This window comes from Pokkaliibacter sp. CJK22405 (genome assembly GCF_046614695.1).
Classification (GTDB): Bacteria; Pseudomonadota; Gammaproteobacteria; order Pseudomonadales; family Balneatricaceae; genus Pokkaliibacter.
On sequence record NZ_JBKKHQ010000013.1, the window covers coordinates 101,689 to 118,305 of the forward strand.

General features: G+C 60.5%; 5 protein-coding genes. All 5 read left to right on the forward strand.

Annotated elements, in window-relative coordinates:
* The first annotated feature begins 103 nt into the window (after positions 1 to 103).
* The 5 genes from ACKC9G_RS09415 (at position 104) to ACKC9G_RS09435 (ending at position 16,608) form a co-directional block, all read left to right on the forward strand.
* Positions 104 to 3,424, forward strand: coding sequence for a hypothetical protein (locus ACKC9G_RS09415; protein ID WP_411404695.1), 3,321 nt, complete (start codon positions 104 to 106; stop codon positions 3,422 to 3,424).
* Positions 3,425 to 3,552: 128 nt separating this feature from the next.
* Positions 3,553 to 6,855: a hypothetical protein gene (locus ACKC9G_RS09420; protein WP_411404696.1), complete on the forward strand. Its 3,303-nt coding sequence runs from the start codon at positions 3,553 to 3,555 to the stop codon at positions 6,853 to 6,855.
* 313 nt (positions 6,856 to 7,168) lie between these two features.
* Positions 7,169 to 10,090, forward strand: coding sequence for an HD domain-containing phosphohydrolase (locus ACKC9G_RS09425; RefSeq protein ID WP_411404697.1), 2,922 nt, complete (start codon positions 7,169 to 7,171; stop codon positions 10,088 to 10,090).
* Positions 10,091 to 10,405: 315 nt separating this feature from the next.
* Positions 10,406 to 13,399: a hypothetical protein gene (locus ACKC9G_RS09430; protein WP_411404698.1), complete on the forward strand. Its 2,994-nt coding sequence runs from the start codon at positions 10,406 to 10,408 to the stop codon at positions 13,397 to 13,399.
* 164 nt (positions 13,400 to 13,563) lie between these two features.
* Positions 13,564 to 16,608 carry a hypothetical protein gene (locus ACKC9G_RS09435; protein ID WP_411404699.1) on the forward strand — a complete coding sequence of 1,015 codons (3,045 nt, stop codon included), beginning with the start codon at positions 13,564 to 13,566 and terminating at the stop codon, positions 16,606 to 16,608.
* Positions 16,609 to 16,617: the final 9 nt, after the last annotated feature.

Below are 16,617 nucleotides of genomic sequence, written 5' to 3' on the forward strand. Positions count from 1 at the left end.
AGGGAACCCCGCGGCCTGAGTCGCCACCTACAACCAACAAAGAAGGCTCCGATCTACGGATTGTGGAGCCACCGCGTCGTCTCATTTGCAGTGGTCGTAACTTATGGCAATCAATATCAATGCACTCGATCTGGCACGTCATGCTGCCCTTGGCCATGTGGATGAGACGCCCCACCCTGCCCGTGAAGAGCGGGCCCGACCGCCCGCTGGAACCCTCGAAGCACTGGAGCAAAAGCTGGAGCAGCTGAAGCAAATGCAGCAACGGCAGCAACTGCCTATGCAGAGTGGCTCACTCGAGCATGCGATACGCCTGCACCTGGCCCATAAAAGCGGCTACGAGCGCATGGTTAATGCCGACTGGCTGAGCACGCCTTTCGTCCAGCGCCGCAAAGAGGAATACAAAAGTATTCCCGGTGGCGAGGATGTCAGTGCGCAATACGGCCTGTCGATGGCGCAGGCCAACAATAACCTTCAGCACCGGCAGATGAAGGTGAATACCGAAGCCGATGCCATCTATAACCGTGCCACCGATCATCACGGCATGAACCGCCAACTGATGATGCTGCTGCATGCACGTGGCGGTAACCCCCGCGAACCCCATGTGTTTGTGAACAGTCAGGCCATGGTCAACAAGCTGACCCAGCGCCTTGGGCCGCAGTTGCATCAGCCGTTACAGTCGGCCGAGCTCAACCCCGGTGTCTTTGCGGTGCGCTGTGAAAGCATCGATATTGCCCGCAAAGCCAGCCGACTGATCACCGTACTCGGTGGACGCCCCTCGGTGTATCAGATGATGGCCAACCGCAACGGCCCGCCCAGAGACCGCGTCTCCCTGCCCGGCACCGATGTGCATCAGGTGTTCGGCCATTTAAAAGGGCTGAACGGCAAACCATCGGTGGCCGATCAGCTGCGCAACCTGCCGGAGAACCACGGCCATGCGGCGGTCTGCAATGCGGCGGCCAAAATGATTGATGAGCTGACCAGCACCATGGAAGCCAAGGGGCTGCAAAACCAGCGCCGCCGTGACCCGATTCTGCAGCGCGGTCTGCAGGGTGTGCACATGGCGGCGATGCAGATGACCACCCTGCACGGGGACAGCGCCAAACTCTTTAGTGCCTTTCAGATTCTTGCCGAGGAAATGCAGGTCTGCCTGACCCAGTGCAAACCCTATGGCCTGCAGGATTTTCGCAAAGCCGGTTCGGCCATGCTGGCGGGCGACAAGCTTGCCCCTTCCGCGCTGCCACCCACCATGTTCCTGACCACTTCGGGCATGGGTGCGCTCAGCAATGCTGTGGAAATCGCCGGTAGCCTGACCGCAGGTAAAACCCTGGAAGAGCGCGGTGTTGCCGTGCTGACCAACGGCGAAGGGGAAAAATCCCCGGTCTATTACGAGATGAATTTCCTCAAGCCCAAGGTTGAACCACGGGCGTTGTATGCCACCCTCAATCAGAGCCAGCCCGGCCGCGAAGGTCTGCACAAGCACAACTGGGGCGTAGAGGATGTGATCTCCGGCCTCTGTCATCACCTCGATAACAAGACCAGCCCGGAGCCGACGATTCTGGTGCTGGATGCCACCGTCGAGCGCAAGGATGACATGGACAAGCTGGTACACAGCATGAAGGCGGACATCGAGTCCGGCCAGCTCAAGATCATCGTCAACAAGAGCTACCAGAAGTACACCAACCTTGGCACCGGCAAAGTCATGGCCGGTGGCACCGGCATTATCAGCAATGATGATGCACTGGGCTGGGAGATCACCAACCGTCTGGCCGACCACGAGCAGGGCCTGAACTGGATCAAAAACCCGGAAACCCAGCTGCTGACCCACATGCTCAAGTGCCGTGATCAGGAACTGGCGCTAATCGAGCGTGGCAGCGATAACGCCCGCTTTGTGAAAGAGAACTTCTTCCACGGCAAGGACGGCCATGTGGAATTTCTGGGCCACGATGATCACCTGCCCTTCGCCACTTTCCTCTCCGAGCAGGGTCAGGGTAACCACCTGATGCACATCGACCTGATCTCCGGGCCGGGCTTTCCCCATGCTGCGGATACCAGCGATGAGCCCTTCTCGGCGCTGGATCACTTAAGCGAAAACCGTATCGGCTCGCGCGCCAGCTTTGGTTTCTCCATGACCACCTTCAGCCCCCTGGGCAACATGGATAATGAGACCGAGATGCGCCTGTGCATGGGTCAGGAAACCCAGGCTGAGCTGACGGAAATCTTCTATATGCCAAGCCGCCTGCTGACACCGGAGGGCTCCCTGTGGGATGCCAACCGCGCAGAGGCACTGATCAATGAACTGGTCCGCGATGCCTTGAAACAGCACCCGATGCCCCCCGGTCAGGAGCGTGCGTCCCTGGCGCAGAAACTGGAGCATATTGCCCGTGCGGAGCAGCCCAGGGTGACCGATGAGCAGCGCATGAACGATCCGCTCAAGACCAAGCAGCTGATCGGTCAGGATGGCGGTGCCTACACCATTCACAAGGTCGCCTCGGTGATGGTGCATCTGGCGGAATTCATCAACAAACACATCAGCCCCGAGGACTTTCCCTGTCAGGCACCGGGCCGTGGGCAGATTGATCACCTGTTGAAAAGCATGCTGAATTCCGGGATGCCCGGCATTTCCATGCCCGCACGCATGTCGATTCTGGAGCTGCAAAGCCGCCTGCGCTTAAGTGATATGCACTTTGATGGCGATAACATGATCGACCACTTCCATGCCTGGATGAATGATCTGGAGCGTTACCCCAATACGCCGATCCGCATGCAGTCGCCACTGGATCTGCCGCCGCACCTGTTTGACTACCTTGGCACCGAAGACCGCAGCCGCCTGACCAAACAGCTCTTTAACGGCACCGATCTGTCATCGCGCATTCAGTTTGTCAGCCGCATTCTGCACATCGGTGTGCAGATTGATCTGGCCGAGCACCTGCTTGCTGAACTGGATAACGAGCTGGCCCGCGCTGCCCGTCATCCGCGCGCCAATGACAAGGCAATACAAAACACCGGCCTGCAGCTCAGCCACCTGCGCCAGCACCTCAATATGCAGCTGGATTCGATCCGCTCTGAGGAGGAAATGGACTTTTCGGAAGATGGCTCCGAGATGTCGGATTCGAGCGATAACGACTCGACCACGACGGAAGTGCCGACCAATCAGTCCATCGCAGGCTCCGTCAACCAGGGTATCGCTGGCTCAATCAACCAGGGCATCAACCGTACCCAGACGCAAATGACCCTGAACAGTCTTCGCACCGTCGCCAGTGGCCCGCCCATGGGTAGCCCCGGGTCCGCCTCCGGCAGTGGTGCCAGCACACCACGCGCCGCAGCCGCGCCCTCGGACGATGTGGAAATGACGGATGTGGATTCCACCAGCGAGTCAGAGTCCGATAGCGGCTCGGATTCAGAAATGACAGACAGCGACAACTGAGTACAATGCGTGCCGCCATGAGTCAGCGGTACGCTCAGGCAGGGTCTGGCCCTGCCTATAAAAACAATAACGACTAACTGCAACGACCCCGAACATCCGCAAGGAATGACCCAGGTCAGGAAACAACGATGTCTAGATTGTCCGGGCTGGATTTAGCCAGCCGACACTTGGCCCACGCGGCCCTGCAGGAAAATCCCTCGCAGGTGAAACAGCTCAAGGAGCAGCCGGAAGCGGGCACGCTGGATGCGCTGGAAAAACGTCTGGCGCAGCTGCGCGAGAAGTCGCCGGCGGCCTCCAGTCTCAAAGCCGGGCTGGATGCCCACCTGCATCAGCTGTTTCAGCATCAGCGCGCAATCGGCAAGGACTGGGCCGGTCACTCGCCCTACGTCACCCAGCGTCAGGACGCTATTGAGCGCGCGGGTGGTCTTTCCATTGCCCGCCAGTACGGCATAACCCTGGCCGAGAACCGCGATGGCGAGGACCACGGCGACTATCGGCAGTTGCACGTCTTCAATGCCACGAACTCCACCTACAACCGCATTACCCAAAGCCCCGGCACCCGGCAGATGATGCGTCACCTGTACCTGAGCGCAGGCAACGGCAACAGCCACAATGATCAGGTGTTCTTTGCCAACTCCATGACCAGCGCCCAGCGCGTCATCGCCCATGCCGGTCTGGAGCACAAAGGCCGCACCCTGACCCAGCTGGCACCGGGACTGGTTTCCTGCAAGGTGGCGACCGAGAGCGATAAATACGCGGCGGAAGATGAGCTGGACATGCTCGGTGGCCGACCCTCGGCCTCCATGGTGATGTCCGCCTATTCCGGCGGCGTCCAGCCCATCCCTTCGGATTCTCGCATCAATAACCAGCCGCTGATCAAGCAGCTGCGCGGGCCGGATTCAGCCGCCGCCAAACTTCATGACATTCCGAAGGATCATGGTCGTGCCGCACTTTCCCACACCGCCGCACTGCTGCTGGAACATCTCGGTAGCGTACTGGATGCCCGCGAAGCCCGTCAGGACCGGCAAAACCCGGTGCTGAACGAAGGCCTCAAAGGCCTGCTGGAAATCGCCGATCGCCTGCCCAGCCTGCATAGCGATGCCACCACCTTCGCCAATGGTTTTCATATTCTCTGTGAGGAGCTGCAGGTCTGTCTGGCCTCCATTCAGGCCTACAACGAGTCCGACATGCATGATGTCGCCTCGAAGATGCTCAAGGAGCTGCCGCTACCGGCAGGCCTGATCGAGCCGACCATGCATCTGGCCTCCTCCGGCATGGGCGCGCTCAATACCGCGCTGGACAACAGCCGCGGCTTTACCGGCCAGAAAACCATTGAAGTGCTGACCACACCCGAGGGTGATCGCAGCCCGGTGTACTACGAACAACACATGGAGAAGGCGCCACGCAGCCGTAACCTCTTTGCCACCCTGAATATCAGCCAGCCCGGCCATGCCTTTGAGCACAAACCCGGCTGGGGGGTGAAGGATGTGATCAGCGCCCTGGATCAGCGCCTGAAAAGCGCCACAGCGGAGGAAAAACCGCTGGTACTGACGCTGGATGCCACCCTTGAAGTCCCGGGGGATCTCAAGGCCCTGACCTCGCATTTCTCCGAGGCACTGGCGGATGGCAGCCTGAGCGTGCACGTCTGCAAAAGCTTTCAGAAGTACGCCAACCTCTGCTCCGGCAAGGTGGTCGCCGGTGGCGTTGGCGTTCTCACCAAGGACGATACCTTCGGCAATAACCTCAAGGGCGGTCTGGAAATGGCCGAAAGTCTGCTGGAGTGGTCAAAAAACCCCGACATGCAGCTGATGACCCACCTGCTGGAATGCCGTGATCAGGAAATGGCACTGGTGGAGCGCTCTGTCGCTAACGCCAATTTTGTCGCCGATAACTTCTTCACCGGCAAGGATGGACACCAGACCCTGCAGGGCCATGACCGTCACCTGCCTTTTCTGAGTTTTCTCAGTGAGCGAAGCGGCAAAAACCAGCAGGAATTTGAGCTCAAGCTGGTCAGCACCTATCAGGGCAGAGAAGCCGCTGTCACCCAGCAAATGCGGGACTCGGCGCTGGATCACCTGAGCACCCAGATGGTCAACGAGCGCGCCAGCTTCGGCTTTGCGCATACCACCTTTGGCTTTCTCGCCGGTACGCAGGATGCCAATGAAGTGCGTCTCTCCTTTGGTCAGGAAACCCAGGCGGAGCTGACGGAGCTGTTCTACATGCCCAGCCGCCTGATGAACCACGAAGGCTCGCAATGGAGCGCCTCTCAGGCCGCCCAGCATATTTTTGATCTGGTCAAGGAAGGTCTGAAGCAGTACCCGATGCCACCACAGATGGGCCACGTCAGTCTGGCGGAGCGCCTGATTCACCTTGCCCGCGCCGAGCGTACCGAACCCGGCCAGCCGGGCCGTGGCGCTCACTCGGCCGAACAATTACTGCTGCAGGGTGGCCGCGACCGTGGCGCCCCCATCATTAACAAGATCGCCTCGGTGATGCTGCACCTGTGCGAAAAGGCCAAGTCAGAACTGATTCAAGAAGAGGAATGCAAAGGCCCGGACCGGCAGACCTTGGATCACCTGCTGCAGGCCATGATCCAGTCCGGCATGCCGGGAGTCTCGGGTCAGGTCAAAGACCGCATCGCCACCCTGCAAAGTGAGCTTCTGGTGAGCGATATGACCCACGGCCCGCGCGGCCAGTCGGTCGAGACGGCCAAACAATGGCTGGATCATCTCGAACGCTTGCCCAGCATGAAGACCAATCTTCAGCAGGTGCACATGATTCCGGAAGACACCTTCAACATGCTCGACAGCGCCAACCAGCTGCGCTGTGCCGATCTGATCGTCCGCCATATGGATGACTTCACCCGCTTTAACGTGGTTAACAGTGCCATCCGCCGGGAAGCCAATCTCTCCCTGACCTCCGCGCTGCTGTCAGCCATGGAGCGCGATCACAGCAAACAGCTGAAAGACCCGGCACGTCAGCAGCCGACCCCGCGCGAGCATCTGCCGGCCATGGGCTTGCAGCTTAACCTGCTGCGCAGTGCCCTGACGGCGACACAGTCCGCCATGGCCGTCATTGATGACAAGGATGATGACGATAATCTCAGCATCGCCAGTGAGGACAGTTTTGCCCTGGGCGACAATGATGTGCCCATCATTGATGTGGAGGATGGCCTGATCGAGGTGGATGGCTTTTCCAGTGGCACCACCACGCCTTCGCGGGTCGACAGCCCGATGCAGGAGATGCCACCGGGATTCCCACGTCCGCCCGGTCGCCCCGAAAGCCCGGATGTGGAATACCGCTCGGTGCTTAACCGCCCACCCACGCCCTGGCCGTTCCGTGAATTGCAGAACATTCCGGCCGATGAAGGCGGCCCGTCACGCCCGACCAGCCCCGCGGATAACCGCGGTGATGATCAGCAATCGGGCTAAGTCATTCTCCAGGCTCTTTTGTCTGCGCTCTTTTTTTCATTAGCAGTCTTTGCATCAGCAGCACTAACGCCCGGTGGTTAACCACTCTGGCGCTAGTGCTGTTTCATCCCTGACTCCGCCCCCGCCAGCAGGGCGCTGTAAGCCACGCCCTACCTGATATCCAAAGCGTTACTGTCAGCATTGCTTTACTGCATTCGCCGTTTATTGATCGACGTCGGACTCCGTTCATTAAAGCTTGCAGCCCGCCCTTGCATGAGCTACACCCAAAGGAATCTTTTCGCGCCAAAACCGCGACAACCCCTATGGATAGCCCATGAAAAAAGACGCCAGGATCAGCCTGACCCTGCTGGTCAGTAGTGCCATTGTTGTCGCCATGCTGACCCTCGCGGTGGCGCTGATTCTGGTGTCCTACCAAAGTAACCGTCAGCTGCTGATCAACGCGGCGGAAGAGAACGCCCAGCAACTGGCGCGCAATATTGATATTCGCCTTGAGCACTTCACCCAGCCGCTGATCAGCAATCTGCACTTACTGGAACTTGATCCCCTGCTGGATGCCCGCAGCCTGCCCGAGCGCCTGCAGCGTCTGCCGCTACTGGCCCGCATGCTGGATGCCAGCCCGCTGATCAGCGCCCTCTATGTCGGCTATGACGATGGCGACTTTTTCCTGCTACGCCGCCTGCCCATGCCGCGTCCTGCGCAGCTGATGGGCGTCCCGGACGGCGCCCAGTTTCTGATGCAGACCATCGACCGCGATGCCAGCGGCGAAATTCAGGGTCGCTACTGGCAATACTTTGATGATGACCTGCAACCCCTGGGCTTTGGCGACAGCCGCCAGTACACCTACGACCCACGGGTGCGGCCCTGGTTTACCCAAGCCTTTACCAGCACGGGTCCGGTACTGACGCCGCCCTATGTGTTCTTCACGACCCGTGAAATCGGCACCACCCTGTCGCTGCGCAATGAAGCGCGCCATGCCGTCATCGGCATTGATGCCTCCATTGCCGATCTCTCCAGCCTGCTGGCCTCCCTGAAAACCAATCCAAGCCATGAGCTGGCGCTGATCAACGGTCAGCAGAAAGTCATCGGCTTTCCCTCGAAGAAGACGCTGGTCACCACCGCGCCCGATGGCCAATTGCACCTCACCAGTATCGGCGACCTCAATGAACCGGCGCTGACTGCCCTCGCTCTTGGCCGCCAGAACGATAAGCTGCGCCGCTTTGAAGCCGATGGGCAGGAGTATTTCGGCCTTAAAACCACCGTTGGCCATGACCAGATGGGGCAACTGCGTCTGCTGTTTGCCATTCCTGCCAGTGAATTGCTGACCGCCGCCACCGCCCAGCGCAATCACCAGCTGCTCTGGTCGGCGATGCTGATTCTGGTGCTGGTCGCCCTCGGAGTGCTGGTGGCCCGGCGCATCAGCCGTCCGTTACAGCAACTGGGCGAGCGCGTGCATGCCCTTAGCAGTTTTGACTTCAGCCAGCGCCTGAAAATTGATTCGCGGGTGCGGGAAGTTCACGATCTGGCCGCCCTGATTGACCGCATGACGGCGGATATTCAGCACTTCCAGAAGATCTCCCGCACGCTGGCGCGGGAGGAGAACCTGGATCACATGCTCAGTGAGGTGGCCCATCACCTGATCAGCGTTACCGGCGCGGAAACCGGCGTGATCTACCTGCTCGATCAGGATGAGGAACAGTTAAGCCTGATGGCCGGTAGCTGGATGCGCGCCCCGGCGGAGCTGCATCCGCAGGATCTCGGGCTGGAGACGTTCTCCTCGGAGGACTTGCTCGACCGGGTACAGCAGCACCTCGGTGATAGCCAGCATCCGCTGATCGCCACCGCGCTGGAGGACAGGCACCAGCGTCTGCTCGGCATTCTGGTGCTGATCCGCCCGGCAACGGCGGCTTCGCGCGGACAGGCCGATGACGATGCCCAAAGCCGTCAGTTCCAGCGGGATTACCGCAAGTTTATCGAGGAAGTCTCAGGTTCGGCCGCCACCGCGCTGGATACCCGCCAGCAGGTGCTGAACCAGCAGGCCATGATCGAGGCGATTATTCGGCTGCTGGCCGATGCCATTGATGCAAAATCCCCCTACACCAGCGGCCATTGTGAGCGCGTGCCGCAGCTGGCCGAAATGCTGATTCTCGCCGCCCAGCACGACACCCGCCCGAACTTTGCCGGGTTCCGGATGACCACCGAAGAACTGCGGGAGTTTCGTATCGCGGCCTGGCTGCATGACTGCGGCAAGATCACGAGCCCGGAATACGTGGTCGACAAGGCCACCAAGCTCGAAACCCTCTACAACCGTATTCATGAAATCCGCACCCGTTTTGAGGTGTTGTGGCGGGATGCAGAAATCACCTACTGGCAGGGCCTTGCTGCCGGGGGTGACAGCGAGTCCCTGAACCGCAAGCGTGCCGAGTTGCAGCAAAAGCTGCAGCAGGAATTCGCCTTTATTGCCGAGTGCAATATCGGCGGTGAGTATCTGGATGACGCCAGCAAGGCGCGGCTGAAAGAAATCGGCCAGCGCCACTGGCGCCGCCAGTTCAGTAAAACCCTGGGGCTGTCATGGGAGGAGCGCCAGCGCTTGGGCAACCAGCCCGATACCCTGCCCGCCCATGAAACTCTGCTGGCCGACCTGCCCGAACACTGTATCGGCTGGGGCGATCGTCGACCGCCGGTGGAGAAGGACAATCCGGCCAATACCTGGGGCTTTGACATGGACCTGCCGGAGCATGCCCGTAATCTCGGTGAGCTTTATAACCTGAGCGTCGAGCGCGGCACCCTCAATGAGGAGGAGCGCTTTATGATCAACGATCACATCGTGCAGACCATCCGTATGCTCTCGGCCCTGCCGCTGCCCGATGAGATGAAGCGCATTCCCGCCATTGCCGGTAATCATCATGAGCGCATGGACGGTCAGGGTTATCCGCGCAAACTGGTGGCTGCGACCCTGAGTCTGCCTGAGCGCATCATGGCGGTCGCCGATGTGTTCGAAGCTCTCACCGCCGCCGACCGTCCCTACAAGGAGGCCAAAACCCTGTCTCAGGCCCTGACGATTCTGGCCTACATGGTGCGCGAAGGGCACATTGATGGCGAGGTCTTCCGCCTGCTGCTCGACTCCGGGGTGTACCGCGACTATGGCCGCCGCTTCCTCAACCAGCAGCAGCTGGGCCCGGTGGATATCACGGCATTGCTGACAACCGCAGGGCTTAACCCCGCCGGGGAACCATAACGCGTTCCCGCCTACATAAAGCACATCAGCGGTGGGGTTTGACCCCACCGGCGAGCGCCGGCTCCGGTCACAGGGGACATTGTTCAGACAAGAACCCTGCCCACCGGAGCTTCTTTCATTCATCACCGGCACAACAACAGAGCACCCAGCGCAGACGACCGCCTTATTGTCACGCCAATATTCGCCTATAATGCCCCGCCGGATTATTCGTGTCGGGCAGCAAGCGGATGCAGGGCAGGTGAGCCTAAGGATGCCACGCTGCAGATGTCAGGCAACCCCGGTGTGAATCGCAACAAATCAGGCAAGGTGTGCAACATGGTCATACATCTCGGCGGCTTTCGTGCAGTCAGTGAACCTCCCGTTCTTAATCCGCAACAGGAACCGGTGGCTCAGGCGCCGCGCGCCAAGGACGAAATGGCCCTCACGGCCCAGCGCCAGCAGCTGGATCAGCGCCTGCACATGCTTTCCCGGCATCCGCAGCCAGGCTCGTTGCAGCATCAGCTGCTGCAGACACTGGAGCGCCAGTGGCGTTTCCAGCGCACCGTCCATCAGGACTGGCTGAATAACACCCCCTATGCCCAGCAGCGGCGCAGTGAACTGCGCAATCTTGCCGGGGGTGCCCGGGTGCAGAACCAGTACGGCCTGAGCTTTGCCGCCGCCAGGCAGGATGCCAAATCCCAGTCGCACCAGCTTCGCATCGGCAACCAGAGTGATTCGGATTACCAGCGCGACAACCCCTCGGCGCAGTTTCTCAAGTGCTGCCGCGAGCTGTACACGCGCAAAGGCGGCAACCCGTCAACGCCTGTGCTCTTTGTGAACCATGAGGATGTGGCGCGGCGTATTCTCTGCCAGATTCCCTCCCGCCATCTGATGAGCGGTTCGATTCCCGGGGATCTGCAAAAGCACTGCAAGGAGCTGGCGCCCGGTGTACTGGCGCTGGAAATGCGCTCCGGCAAAGCGCTGGAGCGCGGCAAAGAGCTTTGCTACACCTTCGGCGGCACGCCATCGGCCTTTCAGGTGATGCGCGGCCTGAGCCCGGCGAATATTTCCCGTGGCCCGCGCAGGGTCGATAACCGTCCGGTTCTGGAGCAGCTACGCGGCACACCGGACAATAACGTCTGCGATCGCCTGCGCCGCCTGCCGCCCAACCATGCCATGGCACCGCTGGCGAATATCGCCGCCAACATGATTGATGACCTGCTTTCACAGATTGAAGACAGCCCGCGCAAGAACAGCCTGCTGCAAAGCCCGCTGCTCGGTAACAGCCTCAATGCCCTGCACAAGGTGGCGGATGGCATGCCGCTGCTGACCGGCGATACCCTCGCCTTTACCAACGGTTATCAGGCGCTGATGGAAGAGCTGCAGGTCTGCCTCACGACCGTCAAGCCCTACGGCGAAGCCGAGTTCCGGGAGGCGGCATCAGCCATCGTTGCGGATGGACTGTCGCCCACGCTGCCTGCGCCGCAAACCTATCTGATGTCCTCGGGCATGGGCGCCATGGCCCAGGGCATGGAGCTGTTGGATGTACTGACGGCCCAACCGATGATGAAGCCTGCCGTGTGTCCGATTCTTGGCACCACGCCCATGTATTACGAGCTGGAAAACCTGCAGCACGATACCGGCAATAACCCCGAAGACCTCGATGCCGGTGCCATCTTCGCCACCCTCAACCACAGCCTGCCGGGCGGTGCAGGCCTGCATCAGGCGGGCTGGGGCGTGGATGCCGTCATCAGCGCCACAGAAAACCATCTGTCGGAGCACCTGAGTAACCCCAACCAGAGCGATCCAATGGTGCTGATGCTGGATGCCACGGTGGAAAAACCGGGGGATATGGAACGTCTGCTCAGCCACTTCAGCCCGGCCATCGAGCGTGGCGAGCTGCGCATGGTGATCTGCAAGAGTTACCAGAAATACGCCAATCTCGGCGCCGCCAAGGTGATGGCAGGCGGGATTGCGCTGGTCAGCCGCGATGATGAAACCGCCCGCAATGGCCTGGGTCTGCTGGCCGATGCCGAGCAGAAACTGAACTGGGCCCAGAACGATGAAAGCCAGCTGCTGACCCACATGCTGCGCCATCGCTACGGCGAATTTAATCTGCTGGAACATGCCACCAGCAACGCCCGCCATGTCTCGGAGACCTACTTCAACGGCAAGCAGGGCCACGCCCATTTTGACGCCGAGGAGGAGCACACGCCCTTTACCCTCTATGTGGAAGGCAACAAGCACCGCTTTACCTTTGCCCTCGGGGAAATGGACCGGGCCATGAAGTTTCCCCGCTCAGCGCATTTGCCGACAGACATGATCGGCATGCGCGACAGCTTCGGTTTTAACACCACCTCCCTGACGGATATTCCCATCGGCGACAGCAGCGGTATTCGCATCTCCTTCGGCCATGAAAGCCATGCCGAGCTGGCCGAGCGCTTTTTTATGCCCAGCCTGCTGATGCATAAACAAGGCAGCAGCTGGAGCCCGCGCCAGGCCTGCAAACTCTTCAAGAACATGGTGGATCAGAGCCTGCAGCATTACGGCATTCGTGCTCAGGGCATGAGCATGAGCCAGAAGCTCACCGCCATCGCCCAGCGCGAGCAGGCCACCATCAACGCCAGCGACCGGCTGGAATCCAGCCCCGAACAGCTGCGCCAGCTGCTGCAGGAGGATGGCCAGCGCGGCACCACCCTGAACAAACTGGCTTCCATTCTGATTCACCAGTCACAACTGATCCGCAAGATGACCGACCCGGAAGAATGCGAAGGCGGCCCGGACCGGGAAGAGCTGGATGAGCTGCTGGAAGGCATGATTCAGGCCGGTCTGCCGGGTATTTCCAGTGCCGCCAGCCAGTCGATTCTGGCCCTGCACCGGCACTTCTGCCTCGCCGATATGCTCTCGCAGGATGCAGAGCTGGAACAGAGCGGCTTTAACCGCCTGAGCGAAGCCGCCCGTCGCCTGCCCGGACAAAGCGCCAATGCAGAATCCCTGCTGGCCGTGCCCGACGATGTCTTTGCCAGTGCCGAGGAAAAAGAGCAGCAGGTGCTGCTGGATGCCTGTTTCCGTCCGCTGGATGCGCAATCCAAGCTGCTGGTGATCGGCAAGCTGCTGGAAGAGGAAAACCTCGGCAAGGCCGAAGCCTGTATTGATCTTTATGAGTCCCAGCTGGATAACCCGGCGATGCTTTCCCCCAACACCCTTTACAGCAACTCCGGTCGCTCAAACCAGCCCCAGCAGATCAGTGCCCGTCAGCGCGAAAGCCTGCACGCCAGCCTGATGAAACACCGTCTGGCGCTGGATGAAGACCCGATGGAAACGGACTAGCGCCGTGGCGGATGCCTTCGCTGCAACGTGAAGGCGTCAGTTGCTGCAACGAAGACGACGACAACCCGCCACAAACGGCCAACGTTCAGTTGTACGCCTGCGTGGCGGGAACCCTGCCAAAGCCAATGCCCACCCAGCTGTGTCACCACTAAGCGGAAGTTCCCATGAAAGTCCCTGCCTCGCAGTCGATGATCGCCTCACTGCACCTGATGGAATCCAAAGCCGGTCAGGCGCACAACAGCGCCCCTCAGGCCGCCAGTGTCGGCATGAGCGATCAGGAACGTCTGGCCCGCGCCGCACTGCTGTCCAGTCAGCTGGACTCCCTCGCCCATGCTCCGGACACCCAGTGGCAGCACAATCTGCAGCGGGTATTGCAGCAACAGTGGCGGGTCCGACACACGCGCCAGCCCCTGGGTTTTCAGGAACGCCCCTTTGCCGCCGCGCGTGCCAAGGCGTTAGGCCAACTGCCCGGCGGCAAACTGGCCAGCCGCGAGTACGGCATCAGCTTTGCCAACGAGCAGGGCAACAAGGCCGATATTCAGAAGAACCTGCAATTCATGAATCCGCTGGAAGGCGACTATCACCGCGATAATCCGGGCAACCGCTTCCTCGATGCCTGCCGCAAGCTCTACCAGCAGCAAAACCGTGGCCGTGGCAGCACCCGCCCGCTGTTGTTTGTGCACAGTGAACACGCCGCCACCCAACTGCTGGAGCTGGTGCCGGAACACATGCTGATCGGCGGCAGTATTCGCGCCCATCTTGATGAAGGGCTGGATGGTCTGGGCCTTGGGGTCTATGCCCTGGAGCTTAAGGACAGCAATGTCTTCAACATTCTCAAACCGATCAGCGATCACATGGGCACCCTGCCCTCGCTGTATCGGCTCTGTGAAGCGCTGGAGTCTCCCGAGGCGCAGGCAACCCAGCGCCGCCGTCCGGGGATGCAGCGCGGTGGCGCCATTGCCACGACACAGACACCTGCCGCTATCGTCAATAACACCGCCAGACTCGATGAACTGCGCCATAGCGGCGTCAGTGACCGGTTGCGCCAGTTGCCGCCCGGCCATGCCCACGCGGCCCAGTGCCGCATCGCCGCCAATCTGGTGGACGACCTTATTACCCAGCTCGACAAAAAAGGCCTGACCGACGCCCAGAAAAAAGACCCGGTGCTGGCCAATGGCCTTGAAGTACTGCACAAAATCGCCGACAGCCTGCCTTCTCTCACCCACGACACCCCGACCTTTGCCAAGGGCTGCCGTGCGCTGGCAGAAGAACTGCACCTGTGCCTTGCCGCCACCAAACCCTATACCCCGGCGGATTTTCGCAAGCGTGCCGAAGGCCTGCTGGCACCGGAGCATCAGCCCGATAACCTGATTCCCCCCCGCGTGTTTATGGCCAGCTCCGGCATGGGCGCGATCGGGATGGGTATGGCCGCCGTGGGCGAGCTGACCGGCAACTACATGATTGAACCCTTAAGCAGCGACAGCCACGGCACCTCGCCGCTCTATTACGAAGCTGCGCATCTGCAGGAGCTGACCCTCTCGGCACGGCAGGAAGGCACCCCCGTGCGCACGGTGATGGCCAGCCTCAACCACAGCATGCCCGCCGCTCAGGGCGAGGCTTCCTGGAATGTCGACAAGCTGATTGGGGCGCTGGATGAACGCCTGGGTAAAACCGAGGCGGCGGACAAACCGCTGGTGTTGCTGCTGGATGCCACCCTTGAGCATCGTGATGACATGGCCAGACTGACCAGCCACTTTAGCGATGCGCTGCAACAGGGTGAGCTGAAAATGGTGGTGTGCAAGAGCTACCAGAAGTTTGCCAACCTCGGCACCTCCAAGGTCATGGCCGGCGCCATCGGCCTGATCAGCAAGGCCGATGAGCAAACCAGCAGCGCCCTGCAGGTGATTGACGAGGCGGCAGGTTCCTCCCAGTGGGTGAACAACCGCGAAACCCAGCTGATGACCCATTTGCTCGGCCAGCGAGACGGCGAGTTTGCACTGCTGGAGCACGCCGTCTCCAATGCCAACTTTGTGAATGATCTCTTTAAGGACGCCGGCGGCAAGCCGGATCATTTCGAGCCGCATTTGCCCTTTGTCGCCGTGACCGATCAGGAGGACCGCCGGGTGCCGTTGCGCCTTCATCTCGGTGAAAACGAAGAGCTGCTGCGTATCCAGCGCAGTGACCAGATGCCCGATGACATCATGCACACCCGCGACAGCTTTGCCTTTACCGAAAGCACGTCCGCCAGCATCCCCATTGATGCGGTGAACGATATTCACGCCACCCGCTTCTCCTTCGGTCAGGAAAGTAAATCCGAGCTGATGGAGCGCTTTTATCTCGCCAGCCACCTGCTGAGCCAGCCCTCGCCCCAATGGAGCGTGGGTCAGGCCGATCAGCATATTCAGGCACTTATTCAGCAGGCGCTGCCCCGCGGCGAAGGCGGCTCGATGGCGCAGAAACTTCAGGCCATTGCCCGTCACGAGCAGTTCAGCCCGGATGACAACCAGCGTCTCACCAGCAGCGTGCAGTCCCTGCGCCATGCAGGACAAAGCGACGGTGCCCGTGGCATGACCCTGAACAAGATCGCCTCGGTGATGATTCACTTGGCCAACGTGCTGCCGGTTTATGCTGAAATCTCCGGCGACAGCCACGGCCCTGACCGTCAGGTGCTGGATGATCTGCTCAAGGGCATGATCGACTCCGGCATGCCAGGGCTTTCTGATGCCGCACGAAGCTCCATTCTCAGCCTTGATTACCAGCTCACCGGCGCCGACCTGCTGGGGGATGACCCACAACGCCAGCAACAGGCGCTGGCCCGTCAGGTGGAAAGCGCCCGCCGCTATCCGGGCCTTGCCGTGAACGGCGATGCGATGCTCAACAGCGTGACCGATAAAACCTTCAGTGAGGCCAGTGAGCCGCTGAAGCAGGACTGGGTCAGCGCCATGTTCCTGCCGCTGGATCACGGCTCGCGCGTCACGGTCATTCAGGAAATGATCGACACCAACGAATTTGCCAAGGCTGAAGCCTGCCTTGAGGCCTATCAGCAGCACTTTGGCCGACTGCCCGCCAGCGAAACCCTGACGTCAGGTGCCTCGGGTAACAGCGCCACGCCACGCCGCCCCACCGCCGATGAATACCGACAGCTCAGCGCCCAGCTGATTCGTCAGCGTCTGGCCCTGTCGTCGTCCGATGACGGCTCCGATCTGTAAGAGACCTTT